Origin of the sequence: Bacteroides oleiciplenus YIT 12058 (assembly GCF_000315485.1) — a bacterium.
Classification (GTDB): Bacteria; Bacteroidota; Bacteroidia; order Bacteroidales; family Bacteroidaceae; genus Bacteroides; species Bacteroides oleiciplenus.
On record NZ_JH992947.1, the window covers coordinates 70041 to 85404 of the forward strand.

The following is a 15364-nucleotide window of genomic DNA, read 5'->3' on the forward strand; positions in this document are numbered from 1 at the left end:
TTCTTGTTTGCATCCTTACAAGCCCAACGAAAGCCACTCATTTCTTTCCTTTAACCTTTTTGTTCAAAATCCTTATATTATCCAAATAGGCTTGCTCTACGGGAGAAAGTGTACGGACATCAAACTGTCTATATTCCCTTTCTGCTTTTTCCATAGCTTGCTCATGACTGACAGTTCCACTACCATTCAAGAGTTGTCCTCCCGTAGAAGAAAGGATTGCGTCAAGATGCTGAATATAGTCTTTCATATACATAGTCCGATGCTTCATAGCTTGCACTTCGGCAAAATCGAAATATCCGGAAACTAAATTATTCAGAACTTTCAATTCTTCTTCGCTTAAGTAATTCTTCGCTATTTTTGCATCGCGCAATGTAGGATGGTCTCCCTTGAAAGAGGTCAGTCCCATCATGTGTTGGTCCGCATCCGCCCGTTCATAAATCACTTCGGCGGCAGTATGCCCATGAGCGGCAAAATGCAGTTTGTTTTGCACTATTTTGAAGAATTCGATGGATACATCAGAATGTGGGTCATAGTCAACCGCCGTAGCATAAATGTCAAGAACCTGCCGGTACATCACTTTTTCTGACGAACGAATGTCGCGTATGCGGTCGAGCAGTTCTTTCCAATAACCACCACCACCCGTTTGTTTCAATCGTTCATCATCCATAGTGAAGCCCTTGATGATATATTCTTTAAGACGTGCCGTTGCCCATTGACGAAAATGAGTGGCTTGAATTGAATTTATTCGATATCCTAAAGATATTATCATATCAAGATTATAGTGAGGTATTTCTCTTTCAACCATGCGTGTTCCTTCTTGCCGAACTTGTCGGATTTTCCGACAGGTTGCTTCTTCTACAAGTTCACTATCTTCATAAATGTGCTTAATATGTTCTACCACATTTGTTCGAGATGTTTGGTAAAGGTCGCTCATTTGTTGTTGGGTTAACCATACGGTGTCTTCGTCCATCCGCACTTCTATGTGTGTCTGCCCGTCCTCACTCTGATAAATAATGATATTGCTCTTTTCCTTTTCTTCCATTTTATTGATTTGTTTCGTTATACAAACATTTTATCCAAGCAGGCAGATTTGATTTGCTTGCCGTATTCTGCGCGTCGATTTTCAAGCACATTCCGATTCCCATATTTTATTTGCAAGCTGTTGCTTATTCATATATTTAATGTCTTAAATATCTTTTATTTCCTACAATTCATTATCAATTATATACGTACAAAATTAACAATTTATTCCCATATTTATTGCCGGTTTAGAAAATATAACTCCCAAATAGATGAAAAAACATCTGTTCTAGCAACAATTAGAGGCAAACGCAAGATTAATATCCGTATTTTTTACCACTTTCATTTCATGTCTGCCGCCTTTCCCATACCCCCTTTCTGAACACCTTCTGAGAGGGGGTACAATGACTCAGGGACTGAAAGACATTCAGTCCCTGAGTGAAAGGCTTTCAGTCCCTGACTGAATCACGTTCATTCAGCGAGTGAAACGAAAGCCCTCCGCAAGGTGAAGTTTTTCGGGAAATATTCGTAAAGAAAAAGAACCGATAAGATATAAACTTAAAGTACGAAATAAACGCATCGCAATACATCAGGTATCAGCACTCCCCAATAACCACATCCACCGTCTCCCCATTCTTAAACAACTCCCCGTCCTCCTGCACCAGCCTCTTCTTCAACCGGAACTTCTGTTGCGAAACCGAAGCCGGCGACACCGCAATAAGCGTAGCCACCTGCGCATTCGTGAAACGCAGACGCATCAGCAGGCAAAGTTGCAGGTCGGCAGGGGTCAACGAAGGGAAACGTTCAGTGAGCCGCCGGGTGAAACCATCGTACACACGGTCAGCGAGCTGAGACAAGTGTTCCCAGTCTTTATCGGAAAGAAATTTGGGCTGGCGACGCAGGCGTTCCACCACATCGTCACGGTCTATCAATGTGGAGGTAAGAGTCTGTACCTGACTATCAAGCAGACTGATGCGTTCGTTCCGTTCCTTCAGCAATTCCGCTTCGCGGGGTAAAGGGCGATTTTCATAATCCTTAAGACGTGTACGAAGGGACTCGTTTTCATCACACAGCAGATTGCCGTGCACCATAAGATTCGTCAATGACCGGTGTACTTCCTCCCGTTCCTCATCCGTCAGCGACATCTCCTTCAGACACTCTTGCAATTCATTTTTTTCCAGTTCATTGTTGCGCAGACGTTGTTCATTCTCGCTCAAATCAATAAGATAGCGGCGGTGCTTACGGTCGGTCGAGAACTTGATATCTCTTATGGAGAGCCATACGTTCAGACCTATCATCAACGCAGTAAATGCCCCCAGGAAGAATTGCTTCCGCTTGTCGGCAGGCATCAAGCGGACGCGCTTTCCACCGGAGAGCTCTTTTACCCGATCATATTCCCGGTGCAAATCCGCCAACAAACGTACGGCATGAGCACTATCGGCCGCACCGATATTCGCCAGCGAGTCGGCACGGACAAGGGATTGTTCATAATTCAATAGAGTTGGATTGGCAGGACTTGAACAGGCTGTCAAAATCAGCAGGAAAAACAAGGAGAAAAAGAAATGCATAGGTTTCATCATTGTTCGATGTGTTTATTTTATTCGGAGCACAAAGATAAAGCATTCTCCCCACAATAAAGACAGAATGCAAAGCTTTTACCCACAAAATTGTTTTATGTGATAAATTTGTATTTCTTTGTACAATCATATAAATCATGGCAACGAGCCCTCATTATTACTACTTATGAAAAACAAAAAGATTTCTTTATTGGGAGCCGGCCTCTTATGTGCCGCCGCTTTATTTGCACAGGACATGAGTCTGCAACCCTCTCCGCAAGAGTTCATTACGCGGGACAGCAACATCAGTCTGCCCGCCATCTACCAGATAGATGGCGAGAAAGAAGCAAACCCTCATGCAGTAAAGGTGTTGAAGGACCTGCTTGCGGGTAAACAAAGCACCCGCGAAGGACTCCGCATTTACATAGGAGAAAAAGGAGACAAAAGCGTGCGCAAATACAGTCGCCTCATTCCCGATCACGACGAAGGTTACTACCTCTCTGTCAACGAAAAGGAAATCGTACTGGCAGGAGCCGATGAACGGGGCACCTACTATGCCCTGCAAACTTTTGCGCAACTGATAAAAGACGGCAGGCTGCCCGAAGTGGAAATAAAAGACTATCCTTCCGTGCGTCGCCGCGGTGTGGTAGAAGGTTTCTACGGAACTCCCTGGAGCCACCGGGCACGCCTCAGCCAACTCGAGTTCTATGGCAAGAACAAAATGAATACCTATATATACGGTCCCAAAGACGACCCGTATCATAGCGCCCCCAACTGGCGCCTGCCCTATCCCGAAAAAGAAGCCACCCAATTGCAGGAGCTGGTAACAGTGGCCAACGAAAACGAAGTCGACTTCGTATGGGCCATTCATCCGGGACAAGATATTAAGTGGAATCCGGAAGACCGCAACCTCCTGCTCTCCAAGTTTGAGAAGATGTACCAACTTGGTGTCCGTTCCTTTGCCGTATTCTTTGATGATATATCCGGTGAAGGCACCAATCCCCAAAAGCAAGCGGAACTGCTGAACTACATCGACGAGCACTTTGTGCAGACCAAGCCCGATGTCAACCCACTCATCATGTGTCCCACGGAGTACAACAAAAGTTGGTCGAACCCTAATGGCAACTACCTCACTACGCTGGGCGAGCAACTGAATCCCTCTATTCAGATTATGTGGACAGGAGACCGTGTAGTATCCGACATTACCCGCGACGGCATCACCTGGATTAACGAACGCATCAAACGCCCGGCATACATCTGGTGGAACTTCCCCGTGTCCGACTACGTGCGCGACCACCTGCTTCTCGGCCCGGTTTATGGCAACGACACCACGATTGCCAACGCGATGTCCGGCTTCGTCACCAACCCGATGGAGCATGCCGAAGCCTCCAAAATAGCCATTTACAGCGTAGCAAGCTATGCATGGAATCCGGCTAAATATGACGCCATGCAGACTTGGAAAGATGCCATCCACGCCATTCTGCCGGACGCTGCCGAAGAACTAGAATGTTTTGCCACCCACAATGCCGACCTGGGTGTCAACGGACATAAATACCGTCGCGAAGAATCACAGGACATCCAACCTGTTGCCGAACGGTTCCTCAAAAGCTATATAAACAATGGCAGTTACGATAAAGAAGACATCGAAGCCTTGCAAAAGACTTTCGAACAAATGAAAGAATCCGCCGATATCCTGCTTGCGAATAAAGAAAACAAGCCCCTGATTACAGAAATCACCCCCTGGTTGCATCAGTTTAAACTGTTGGCCGAAACCGGAGAAGCAGTATTGAAGATGGTAGAAAGCCGGGAAAGTGGTTCACATTCTGATTTCATACGGAAGTATAAGCATGTGAAAGCCTTGCAGCAACTGATGTTCGATGTAGACCAGACCTACAATCAGAACCCTTATCAGCCGGGAGTGAAGACCGCTACAAAAGTAATAAAACCATTGATAGACCAGACTTTTGCAACCGTTACCAAACGCTACAATCAAAAGAATGGAACCCAACTGGATGCTACTGCCGACTACATGCCTCACCGACTAATCAGCAACGTAGAACAAATAAAGAACTTGCCATTGCAGGTAAAAGCCAATCGTATCCTCATTTCTCCTGCCAACGAAGTTGTGAAATGGGCAGCCGGAAACAGTGTTGAAATCGAACTGGACAATGCTTATCCGGGAGAGAGCATACAAATCAACTTTGGTAAGGATATCCCTTGTACATGGGGACATCTTGAAATCTCTACGGACGGTAAAGAATGGAAGAGCATAAATCTGAAACAAAAGGAAAGCAGATTAACGGCTGACTTGCAAAACACTCCTGTGAAATTTATACGTTTCACGAATGTGAGTGCCGAAGAGCAACAAGTTTATTTACGGCAATTTGTGCTGACCATAGTAAAGGGCTAAAAAAGAAGTGGATATATCGAAACTCACCACAAATTACACGGATTGACACAGATTAAAATTAAAGATAGATAATCTGTGGAAACCTGTGTAATCTGTGGTGAGTTTCGCGATACAGCCTCACATAACAGAGGCTTTTTAGAACTCGCTCGTGAAATGGAACTTAATATGTTTGAAGTCCATCTGCGCCATTTGCAGCACGTATCCGCTATCAGCCAGGAAGACGTCCCTCCCTTCGCGGTCTTTCGCCATATACTGATACTTACGTTTCTTGAATGCCTCCAGTTCTTCTTGGTCATCACTCTCTATCCAGCAAGCCTTATACAAACTCAACGGTTCCCAGCGGCACTTCGCACTGTATTCGTTCTCCAAACGATACTGAATAACCTCGAACTGCAACTGCCCTACCGTACCGATAATCTTCCGCCCGTTGAATTGATTGATAAACAACTGTGCCACACCTTCGTCCATCAACTGGTCTACACCCTTGGCAAGTTGTTTCTGCTTCATCGGATCAGCATTCTCTATATACTTGAACATTTCCGGCGAGAAACTGGGTAAACCACGGAAATGAAGCATCTCCCCTTCCGTCAGCGTATCACCAATCTTAAAACTCCCGTTATCCGGCAAGCCGATGATATCACCTGCCCAAGCCTCGTCAACCGTCGTCTTACGCTGTGCCATAAACTGTGTGGGCGAAGAAAAACGCATTGTTTTTCCGTGACGCACATGCAGATACGGTGCATTACGCGTGAATTTGCCTGAGCAAATCTTGCAGAATGCAATACAGGAACGATGGTTCGGGTCGATATTCGCCGTTATTTTAAAGATAAATCCGGTGAACTTCGGTTCATCCGGTTCTACTTCACGTTCTTCCGCCTGTACGGGACGGGGGCTTGGAGCTACCTCCACAAAGCAATCCAGCAATTCCTGCACACCGAAGTTATTCAGTGCCGAACCGAAGAATACCGGAGCCAACTCTCCTTTCAGATAGTCTTCTTTATCAAATTCAGGATAAACCCCGTCTATCAATTCCAACTCACCACGCAACTTTTCCGCCAATTGTGCACCGATTTGCTTGTCCAGTTCCTCGGTATTGATATCTACCACTACCTTCTCCGTAACCACCTGCTTGGAAGGTTGGAAAAGATTCAAATTCTGCTCATAGATATTATAAACCCCCTTGAAGCGGACACCGCTCTCGATAGGCCACGTCAACGGACGCACATGGATGGAAAGTTCTTCCTCCAATTCATCCAGCAAGTCAAAAGGGTCTTTCGCTTCACGGTCCATCTTATTGACGAAGATGATTACCGGCGTATTACGCATGCGGCAGACTTCCATCAGCTTACGCGTCTGCGTTTCCACACCCTTTGCACCGTCCACTACGATGATAACGCTATCTACAGCGGTCAGCGTGCGGTAAGTATCTTCGGCAAAGTCCTGGTGACCGGGAGTGTCGAGGATATTAATCTTATAATCTTTGTAATCGAACTCCATCACGGAAGTGGTTACAGATATACCACGTTGCTTCTCTATATCCATCCAGTCGGATGTAGCCGTTTTCTTTATCTTATTGCTTTTTACGGCACCAGCCACCTGAATCTGTCCACCGAAAAGCAATAGCTTTTCAGTCAATGACGTCTTACCGGCATCCGGATGCGCGATAATCGCAAAGGTTCGTCTTCTCTGAATTTCTTGGTTCATTCGTCGTTATCGTTATTACTATTTTTATTTTTACTAATTGCTTTGGCGTTGAGTTTTCTTCGAACTCATCCCTCAAGCTTCTTAATACATTCTGCAAGGCTCTCTTCCCAATGCGGGACTTCAATGCCGAATGTCCTCTTTATCTTTGTTTTATCCAAAACCGAATAATGCGGACGAGGTGCCTTTGCCGGATATTCATCCGTATGCAACGGACTTACTTTGCAAGTCGTAATGCCTGCAATGCGGTGAATAGCAACCGTAAAGTCATACCAGGAACATACGCCCTCATCACTAAAATGATAAATGCCCGGTACAATTCCCTGATTAATGGCCGCATAAATGGCAACCGCCAGGTCTTTCGCATATGTCGGTGTACCAATCTGGTCGAAAACAACCCCTAAAGATTCACGTTCACGTCCCAGACGAATCATCGTTTTTACAAAGTTGTTTCCATAGATAGAGTATAACCAGGCAGTACGAATCACCATCGCTTTTTCACAGTTCTGCATGACTTCCTTCTCTCCTCCCAATTTAGTGAAACCATAAACGGAATTAGGACATGGGGTACAATCTTCTTTATAAGGTATATGTGCTGTACCATCGAATACATAGTCTGTAGAGACTTGTATCATTGCCGCAGCATTGGCCTGTGCAGCACGTGCCAGTATTCCCGGAGCTTCCTCATTCAGTTTGCGGCATAGTTCTTTGTTATCTTCCGCCTTATCAACCGCCGTAAAAGCGGCACAATTCACCACTACATCAATCTGATTGTCGGCAATGCATGCCCGCACAGCTTGTTCGTCACAGATATCCAATTCCTGTACGTCAGTAAAAAAATAAGTGTGTTGCGGATTCTCTTTTGCAAGAACTTGCATCTCGTTGCCAAGTTGCCCGTTGGCTCCGGTTACTAATATTCTCATCTCTATATTTAGATTCAATTAATTACGATTCACGATTGAAGTCATTCTATCACCTTATCACTTCGTCACTCCTCCAGCTTCAACTCCCCCTTCTTATCCTTTTCATTATAGTTGGCAAGCAAAGATATGAAACTGCTGATAGCCTCTATTGCCTTCGCCGTTCCCAGCGTGATTTCTTTCTTCTGCAAACGCAGCAGCAAAACACCATACAAGGCTTCGAAACATGTTTCCAGTTCCGGTTCATCTTTCTTTCCGTTCTTTTGGCGCAACTCTACAATAAAGGGCAGTGCCTTGAAATAAGCCGCACTATAATAAGGATATTTAGGTGATGCCAGCAATTCGCCATGCAACTCCGTCAGGTTTATCACTACGTTACGATTGATTTGCAGATGTCCTTTCTCCTTCACGCCTTCGATACGCATCATATCAATCAGATTACCGTACCATTCTTCCAACGCAGGGCGTTCTTCTTCAGGATAACGGGAGATAATACTTTCGCGGATTTTATCGATATCGCACCCGTTGGCACGTATCAAGTCTTCCACCTGCCACATATATATAAGGTATTCTGCGATATTCCTCGCTTTTAATTGTTGTGCTATCTTCATGATTTTATGTTTCTTGTCAGTAAAGTGACTCGCCCATCAGCGTAAATACCAACCCAAACACAGACACAACAATGACAATGCCGCCGATGATACGGTTCAATATCCAGATGCCGCGCAGGTTGAATTGCGTACGGACTTTATTCACAAAGAAAGTAATGCCGAACCACCATGCCAATGCTCCCAGTGCAATAGCCAGGTATCCGGTGACCGCCTCAAACACCAACACCCCTTCGCTAACAAAGGCAAAGCGTGCAAAGAGTCCGATAAACAGGAAAATAATAAGTGGATTAGATAGTGTGACGGCAAATGCCGTTATGAAGTTATGGAAATAGGAACCTTTATTAGTAGAAACAGGACGGATAGACGATACAGGATTACTGCGGAACGTGTAAATGCCAAATGCCAACAGCATGATGCTTCCGAACAACTGCAAATAAAAAATATTTTTATTGACGTAATCGAATACGAAGCTCATTCCGTATCCTGTCAGCAAGGCGTAGGCAATGTCACTCAACGAAGCTCCCAGACCCGTTATAAAACCATACCAACGCCCCTTGTTCAGCGTACGCTGAATGCACAGCACGCCGACAGGCCCCAACGGTGCAGACACAACTACCCCGATAATAAAGCCCTTCCATAATATATCGAATATGGTCCTTATTTCAATCATGGCTGCAAATATCGTACTTTTTTGTGAGACGAACCAATTGTGTTAACGTTTTTTCGACTGATTATCATAAAACACCTAATACTTTACACAACTAAAGCAATAAAGTGACAAACTATAGACGGTTATTAGACATATTGTACATGCGTAGAGGTGAAAAGCCTTTCGCGGGAGAATGAATTCTGATCTGCACCCAGAAAGCTATCTTCATATTTTTTCCATATTTTAGTTTGACGCTGTAAAAATAAACATAGATTACGGAGGTTTATCTAACTGTTTTAAAAGTCAAGTACAGAATAAATCTGTATAGATCTCATCAAATCACCAACTAAAAAGAATAAAAAAATCAAGTTCTCGTAGTTTTATATCAAGATTTACGTTATCTTTGTATCGTCAATTAATACAAACAGAAAAAACATGCTTATGAAAACAACTCATCAATTAAAGAGTCTCTTATTCATTACACTACTTGCACTTGTCAGTTGTATGAACAATGACGTATATAATCCTGACAGCAAGCCAGACAACGAGCCAGACAACGGAAATATCACTGATCTTACTATTCCCTCAGATTTTCTGTGGTCAACTACTGCTGAGGTTGCCGTTCATGTGAGTATCGGCAATAATACAGTCCACACTTACACTATCTCTATCTATCCGCAAGGAGCAGACGAAGGAAGTTTGCCTGTAGCCATTGGCACAGCCAGTTCCAACCACCCTTATAACAAAGAAATCACACTACCTGCCAGTGATACAATAGTGACCGTAACCCAAACATTGCACTACACAGATGGCAGCCAAATGACATTGGAATGCAATGTCCCGATAGTCAATAAGAAAGTAACATTACATCTGGGAGAGTCTGACAACACAATCATGTCCACCCGTACTCCCAGCATAACTACACGCAGTGATAACGACCTAAAAGATTGGGATAAAGCGAAAGAGTTAACAGCCGACATCACAAAGATAAATAAAGATGAAAAATATAAAGTTTCTGCCGGAAATATGGTTAACTTGAATGACAATATTAATATCATGGAAGGTGGCCTAATTTATATTGCAGGAATATTAAACATTTCGGAAAAGAACGCATTTCAGAACCATAAAAATGCCAAATTTATCATTTTAAGCAAAGAACAGTCCGGAGGAGAAGCGGCGGGCTCTATTCAATGCTTAGGCGACTTCACTGTTAAAGATGAATTTGAAATAGAGAATTATGCCACTATGACAGTGAGTGGAACACTCACCATTAAAAATGGTGGTGAGATAGACAACTATGGATGCCTTCACGCCAAAAGAATTGAATTGGATGGTAACGGAAAGGATGACTCACCACTTGAAATAAAAGAAAGGGGATACGTTTTTACCGAAACAATGTGGATGCAAAAAGCCACTTTAGAAATAGAAAAGAACTCTCTTTTAGAAATTGAAGAAACTTTAGAATTTAAAAATGATTGCGAAATTGAGGGAGATGATGACGGCAAATGGGCTGTCGTAAAATTAACGAATGCAACAGTAATAAACAGTCGCAATAATAAAATTCCCAATATTGAAAACAGAGTATTCGTCGTATGTGACCACAACAATGGGAAAAAACCGGAAAACATTCATCTGGAAGACAACGCCCGTTGGGGTAATACAAAGGCTGCCGCCAACGCAGGGGTGAAGACAACAGGATCCGATTGTGCTCCCGCCTACAATCCAGAAGAAGGGGGTACCCCGGAAGAACCGGACAAAGACAAAGAATATACTTTAGGTCAGTATACCTACGCCTTTGAAGACCTGTGGCCCAACTTTGGCGATTACGACATGAACGATATCGTATTGGTTACCGAAGCTAGACTGAAGGTTACAGGCAACTATGTAACCCAAGCCACTCTTAAATGTAAACTTGCTGCCATTGGAGCCAGCAAACGCATTGCCGCAGCAGTACAACTGGACGAACTTATTGCCGGCGACATTAACAGTATCCAATATGATACGAGTAATAACTTCACAGAAAATATGTTCAAGACCAATGCCAACGGCACAGAACAAGGACAAACTTTAGCGGTTATCCCCCTATTCGACCATGCGCATGCTTTTGCTGGTTATACCGGCACTCCCATCGTAGGTACTTATAAGAATGCTGAATTCAATCCTAAAGCATTCACCGTAACCATTCATTTCAAAGAGAACAGTGTGGAAGAATCCAAATTGACTTTAGACAAATTGAACTTCTTCATCACTTGCAATGCAACACAAGGCAAACGTATGGAAATCCACCAGATCAATGGAAAAGCAACCGACTTGTTTGACACATCCACCATTGGCGGAGTGGTTGCATCCCCGAATACCCCATTCAGAGCCAAAGGCAATTTCTGCTGGATTATGAGAATTCCCGGTGAGTTCAGTTTTCCATTAGAGGGTAACAATCTCCGTCAGTCTTTTGAGAATTTCGAACTATGGATAACCAATCCGGATTACGATTGGTACAACCACCCTTTCCCGGATAAAGTGAAGTAAAACAATAAGGATTCCCGATAAAAACGCATGCAAGCAAATCTGCATGCGTTTTTTATTTCCTTTTCTTTCTCTCCCCCAACGATTTTATGTATCTTTGCGCCAAAGAAAAAAAGCCGGTATCTCCCGTAAACGCTTCCCTGCCTTTTCCGGAGTGCCCTAAGCATAAATCATAAATCATAAATCATAAATATTCAGTATGATTCTTTTTTTCAGAACCCCATCCAAAAGCGTGATAGCCGTAGAATGCGAGCACGCACTCCCTCAAGCAGACATCGACAAACTCTGCTGGCTTTTTGGAGAAGCCACTACCGAAAGTGAAGACAACCTGAAAGGACATTTCGTAGGCCCGCGCCGCGAAATGATTACCCCTTGGAGTACGAATGCCGTAGAAATCACCCAGAACATGGGGCTCGACGGTATCATCCGCATCGAGGAGTACTTCCCCGTAAAAGATGAGAATGCCGACCACGACCCAATGCTGCAACGCATGTACAAAGGTCTCGACCAGGAAGTGTTCACCACCAACCGTAAGCCGGAACCAATCATTCACATAGAGGACTTGGAAGCTTACAATGAAAAAGAAGGTCTGGCGCTCTCTAAAGAAGAGATGGACTATCTCAAGAAAGTAGAGAATGACCTCGGTCGGAAACTGACGGACTCTGAAGTATTCGGCTTCGCTCAAATCAACTCCGAGCACTGTCGCCATAAAATCTTTGGCGGAACATTCATCATCGACGGTGTAGAACAAGAGTCTTCCCTCTTTCAGATGATTAAGAAAACGACCCAAGAGAATCCCAATAAGATTATTTCAGCGTACAAAGATAACGTAGCCTTTGCCGAAGGTCCGGTGATTGAACAGTTTGCACCTGTAGACCACTCCAAACCCGATTTCTTCCAGGTGAAAGACATCAAGAGCGTTATCTCGCTGAAAGCCGAAACACACAATTTCCCGACAACCGTAGAGCCCTTTAATGGTGCATCTACCGGTACAGGTGGTGAAATCCGCGACCGTATGGGCGGTGGCAAAGGCTCTTGGCCCATTGCCGGAACTGCTGTCTACATGACTTCTTACCCACGCACCGACGAAGGACGCCCCTGGGAAGAAATACTGCCTGTACGCCAATGGCTGTACCAAACTCCGGAACAAATTTTGATTAAAGCGTCCAATGGTGCCAGCGACTTCGGTAACAAGTTCGGTCAGCCCTTGATCTGCGGTTCCGTGCTGACCTTCGAACATAAAGAAAGAGAAGAGGTTTACGGATATGACAAAGTTATCATGCTTGCTGGTGGTGTAGGTTATGGTGCAAAGCGTGACTGCTTGAAAGGCACTCCCGAAGCCGGAAACAAGGTAGTCGTTATCGGTGGTGATAACTATCGCATCGGTTTGGGTGGTGGCTCCGTATCTTCTGTAGATACCGGACGCTACAGTAGCGGTATCGAGCTGAACGCCGTGCAGCGCGCCAATGCCGAAATGCAGAAACGCGCCTACAACGTGGTGCGTGCCCTCTGCGAAGAAGAAACCAACCCTGTGGTATCCATCCACGATCACGGTTCGGCAGGACACGTAAACTGCCTTTCCGAATTGGTGGAAGAATGTGGTGGTGTGATTGACATGAGTAAGTTGCCTATCGGCGACAAGACTCTCTCCGCCAAAGAAATCATTGCCAACGAAAGCCAGGAACGCATGGGCTTGCTCATTCAGGAAGAAGCCATCGAACATGTGCGTAAAGTAGCTGAACGCGAACGTGCCCCGATGTACGTGGTAGGTGAAACTACTGGCGACCATCGCTTTGCTTTCCAGCAAGCTGACGGTGTACGTCCGTTCGACCTCGCCGTTGAACAGATGTTCGGTTCGTCTCCCAAGACTTACATGGTAGATAAAACCGTAGAACGTCACTACGAAATGCCTAAATACGAGCAATCCAAGTTGCACGAGTACCTGACAAATGTATTGCAACTGGAAGCTGTAGCCTGCAAGGACTGGTTGACCAACAAGGTGGACCGTTCTGTAACGGGTAAGATTGCCCGCCAGCAATGCCAGGGCGAATTGCAGTTGCCTTTGAGCGACTGCGGTGTGGTAGCCCTCGACTATCGTGGTGAGAAAGGTATAGCCACTTCACTGGGACATGCCCCACAGGCTGCGCTTGCCGACCCGGCTGCTGGTTCTGTACTTTCTGTGAGTGAAGCATTGACCAACCTTGTATGGGCCCCAATGGCCGAAGGAATGGACAGCATTTCCCTCTCTGCCAACTGGATGTGGCCTTGCCGCTCACAAGAAGGTGAAGATGCCCGTCTCTACACAGCTGTAAAAGCCTTGAGCGACTTCTGCTGCGCACTGCAAATCAACGTGCCTACCGGAAAAGACTCTTTGTCCATGACACAGAAATATCCCGACGGCAGCAAGGTAATCTCTCCGGGAACCGTAATCGTTTCCGCAGGTGGCGAAGTTTCGGATGTGAAGAAAGTAGTTTCTCCCGTTCTTGTAAACGATGAAAAAACTACGATTTATCATATCGACTTTAGTTTCGACACCTTGAAGTTGGGTGGCTCTGCCTTTGCACAATCATTGGGCAAGGTGGGCGACGAAGTGCCTACAGTGCAGGATGCCGAATATTTCCGCGACGCTTTCCTTGCCGTACAGGAACTGGTGAACAAAGGCCTGATTCTTGCCGGTCACGACATATCAGCTGGTGGTCTTATCACTACCCTGCTGGAAATGTGCTTCGCCAATGTAGAAGGCGGTATGGAAATCAGCCTCGACAAGATGAAGGAACATGACCTCGTGAAACTTCTGTTTGCCGAGAACCCGGGTATCGTTATCCAGGTGAGCGACAAACACAAAGACCAGGTGAAACAAATATTGGAAGATGCCGGTGTAGGCTTCGTGAAAATTGGTAAACCGACCGACGAACGCCACATCCTCATCACTAAAGATGATGCCACTTATCAGTTCGGCATCGACTATATGCGCGACGTATGGTATTCTACTTCTTACCTGCTCGACCGCAAACAGTCTATGAACGGTTGTGCCAAGAAGCGTTTTGAGAACTATAAGATGCAACCGCTTGAATTCGCTTTCATGCCGGGATTCAAAGGCAAATTCTCACAATATGGCATCGACCCGAACCGTCGTACACCGACTGGTATCCGCGCAGCCATCATCCGTGAGAAAGGCACGAACGGTGAACGTGAAATGGCTTACTCTCTTTACCTTGCAGGTTTTGATGTGAAAGACGTAACTATGACCGACCTTATCAGCGGACGCGAAACCCTGGAAGATGTGAACATGATAGTTTACTGTGGTGGTTTCTCTAATTCCGACGTACTGGGTTCTGCCAAAGGTTGGGCAGGCGCTTTCCTCTTCAACCCGAAAGCCAAAGAGGCACTTGACAAGTATTATGCACGCGAAGACACGCTTTCACTGGGTGTCTGCAACGGTTGTCAGTTAATGATGGAACTTAATCTCATCACTCCTGAGCATAAAAAACAAGGTAAGATGTTGCATAACGAATCTCACAAATTCGAGTCCAGATTCCTTGGCCTTACCATCCCGACTAACCGCAGCATAATGTTCGGTTCGTTGAGCGGCAGCAAACTCGGTATCTGGGTGGCTCATGGTGAAGGTAAATTCTCTTTGCCATACGACGAAGACAAATACAATGTAGTGGCCAAGTATAGCTATGATGAGTATCCCGCCAACCCGAACGGTTCGGACTTCTCGGTAGCTGCTATAGCAAGCGCCGACGGACGTCATCTGGCACTCATGCCTCACTTGGAACGCGCAATCTTCCCGTGGCAAAACGGTTGTTATCCGGCAGAACGCCTGCATAGCGACCAAATCACCCCGTGGATGGAAGCCTTCGTCAATGCACGCAAATGGATAGAAGAGAAGACTAAGTAGTTTCTACGAATATTCAAGTAAAGCAAAGGCGCAGGTTACATTTTACAACTTGCGCCTTTTTTCGTGCAAA

The 15364-nt window shown here is 45.3% G+C and carries 9 protein-coding genes; 3 read left to right on the forward strand and 6 right to left on the reverse strand.

What is annotated here, in order from left to right; all coding sequences use genetic code 11:
- Positions 1-37: 37 nt before the first annotated feature.
- Together HMPREF9447_RS26370 and HMPREF9447_RS26375 are read right to left on the reverse strand one after the other, a co-directional pair.
- Positions 38-1042: a virulence RhuM family protein gene (locus HMPREF9447_RS26370; RefSeq protein WP_009132703.1), complete on the reverse strand. Its 1005-nt coding sequence runs from the start codon at positions 1040-1042 to the stop codon at positions 38-40.
- A gap of 574 nt (positions 1043-1616) precedes the next feature.
- Positions 1617-2597: a helix-turn-helix transcriptional regulator gene (locus HMPREF9447_RS26375; RefSeq protein ID WP_044138781.1), complete on the reverse strand. Its 981-nt coding sequence runs from the start codon at positions 2595-2597 to the stop codon at positions 1617-1619.
- 166 nt (positions 2598-2763) lie between these two features.
- Between HMPREF9447_RS26375 and HMPREF9447_RS26380 the strand changes: the two genes are divergently transcribed.
- The gene (locus HMPREF9447_RS26380; RefSeq protein WP_044138760.1) at positions 2764-4986 is read left to right on the forward strand and encodes a beta-N-acetylglucosaminidase; all 2223 of its coding nucleotides are present in this window, start codon (positions 2764-2766) and stop codon (positions 4984-4986) included.
- 135 nt (positions 4987-5121) lie between these two features.
- Here HMPREF9447_RS26380 and HMPREF9447_RS26385 read toward each other — a convergent pair whose 3' ends face one another.
- From HMPREF9447_RS26385 to HMPREF9447_RS26400, 4 genes are all read right to left on the reverse strand, one after another.
- Complete coding sequence (locus HMPREF9447_RS26385; RefSeq protein WP_009132706.1) at positions 5122-6690, reverse strand: peptide chain release factor 3; 1569 nt, start codon at positions 6688-6690, stop codon at positions 5122-5124.
- Between the two features lie 65 nt (positions 6691-6755).
- Positions 6756-7610 carry a dTDP-4-dehydrorhamnose reductase gene (gene rfbD / locus HMPREF9447_RS26390; protein WP_009132707.1) on the reverse strand — a complete coding sequence of 285 codons (855 nt, stop codon included), beginning with the start codon at positions 7608-7610 and terminating at the stop codon, positions 6756-6758.
- Positions 7611-7675: 65 nt separating this feature from the next.
- Positions 7676-8218, reverse strand: coding sequence for a DUF4924 family protein (locus tag HMPREF9447_RS26395; protein ID WP_009132708.1), 543 nt, complete (start codon positions 8216-8218; stop codon positions 7676-7678).
- A 16-nt stretch (positions 8219-8234) separates the two neighbouring features.
- Positions 8235-8888, reverse strand: a complete 654-nt coding sequence (locus tag HMPREF9447_RS26400; RefSeq protein WP_007664434.1) for a LysE family translocator — start codon at positions 8886-8888, stop codon at positions 8235-8237.
- 420 nt (positions 8889-9308) lie between these two features.
- Between HMPREF9447_RS26400 and HMPREF9447_RS26405 the strand changes: the two genes are divergently transcribed.
- Both HMPREF9447_RS26405 and purL read left to right on the forward strand, forming a co-directional pair.
- The gene (locus HMPREF9447_RS26405) at positions 9309-11393 is read left to right on the forward strand and encodes an LruC domain-containing protein (RefSeq protein ID WP_009132709.1); all 2085 of its coding nucleotides are present in this window, start codon (positions 9309-9311) and stop codon (positions 11391-11393) included.
- A gap of 196 nt (positions 11394-11589) precedes the next feature.
- Positions 11590-15294, forward strand: a complete 3705-nt coding sequence (gene purL, locus HMPREF9447_RS26410) for a phosphoribosylformylglycinamidine synthase (RefSeq protein ID WP_009132710.1) — start codon at positions 11590-11592, stop codon at positions 15292-15294.
- Positions 15295-15364: the final 70 nt, after the last annotated feature.

Coding starts and splice junctions, on each gene's coding strand:
- HMPREF9447_RS26370 (WP_009132703.1), bottom strand. CDS start 1,042: ATGGAAGAAAAGGAAAAGAGCAATATCATTATTTATCAGAGTGAGGAC.
- HMPREF9447_RS26375 (WP_044138781.1), bottom strand. CDS start 2,597: ATGAAACCTATGCATTTCTTTTTCTCCTTGTTTTTCCTGCTGATTTTG.
- HMPREF9447_RS26380 (WP_044138760.1), top strand. CDS start 2,764: ATGAAAAACAAAAAGATTTCTTTATTGGGAGCCGGCCTCTTATGTGCC.
- HMPREF9447_RS26385 (WP_009132706.1), bottom strand. CDS start 6,690: ATGAACCAAGAAATTCAGAGAAGACGAACCTTTGCGATTATCGCGCAT.
- rfbD (WP_009132707.1), bottom strand. CDS start 7,610: ATGAGAATATTAGTAACCGGAGCCAACGGGCAACTTGGCAACGAGATG.
- HMPREF9447_RS26395 (WP_009132708.1), bottom strand. CDS start 8,218: ATGAAGATAGCACAACAATTAAAAGCGAGGAATATCGCAGAATACCTT.
- HMPREF9447_RS26400 (WP_007664434.1), bottom strand. CDS start 8,888: ATGATTGAAATAAGGACCATATTCGATATATTATGGAAGGGCTTTATT.
- HMPREF9447_RS26405 (WP_009132709.1), top strand. CDS start 9,309: ATGAAAACAACTCATCAATTAAAGAGTCTCTTATTCATTACACTACTT.
- purL (WP_009132710.1), top strand. CDS start 11,590: ATGATTCTTTTTTTCAGAACCCCATCCAAAAGCGTGATAGCCGTAGAA.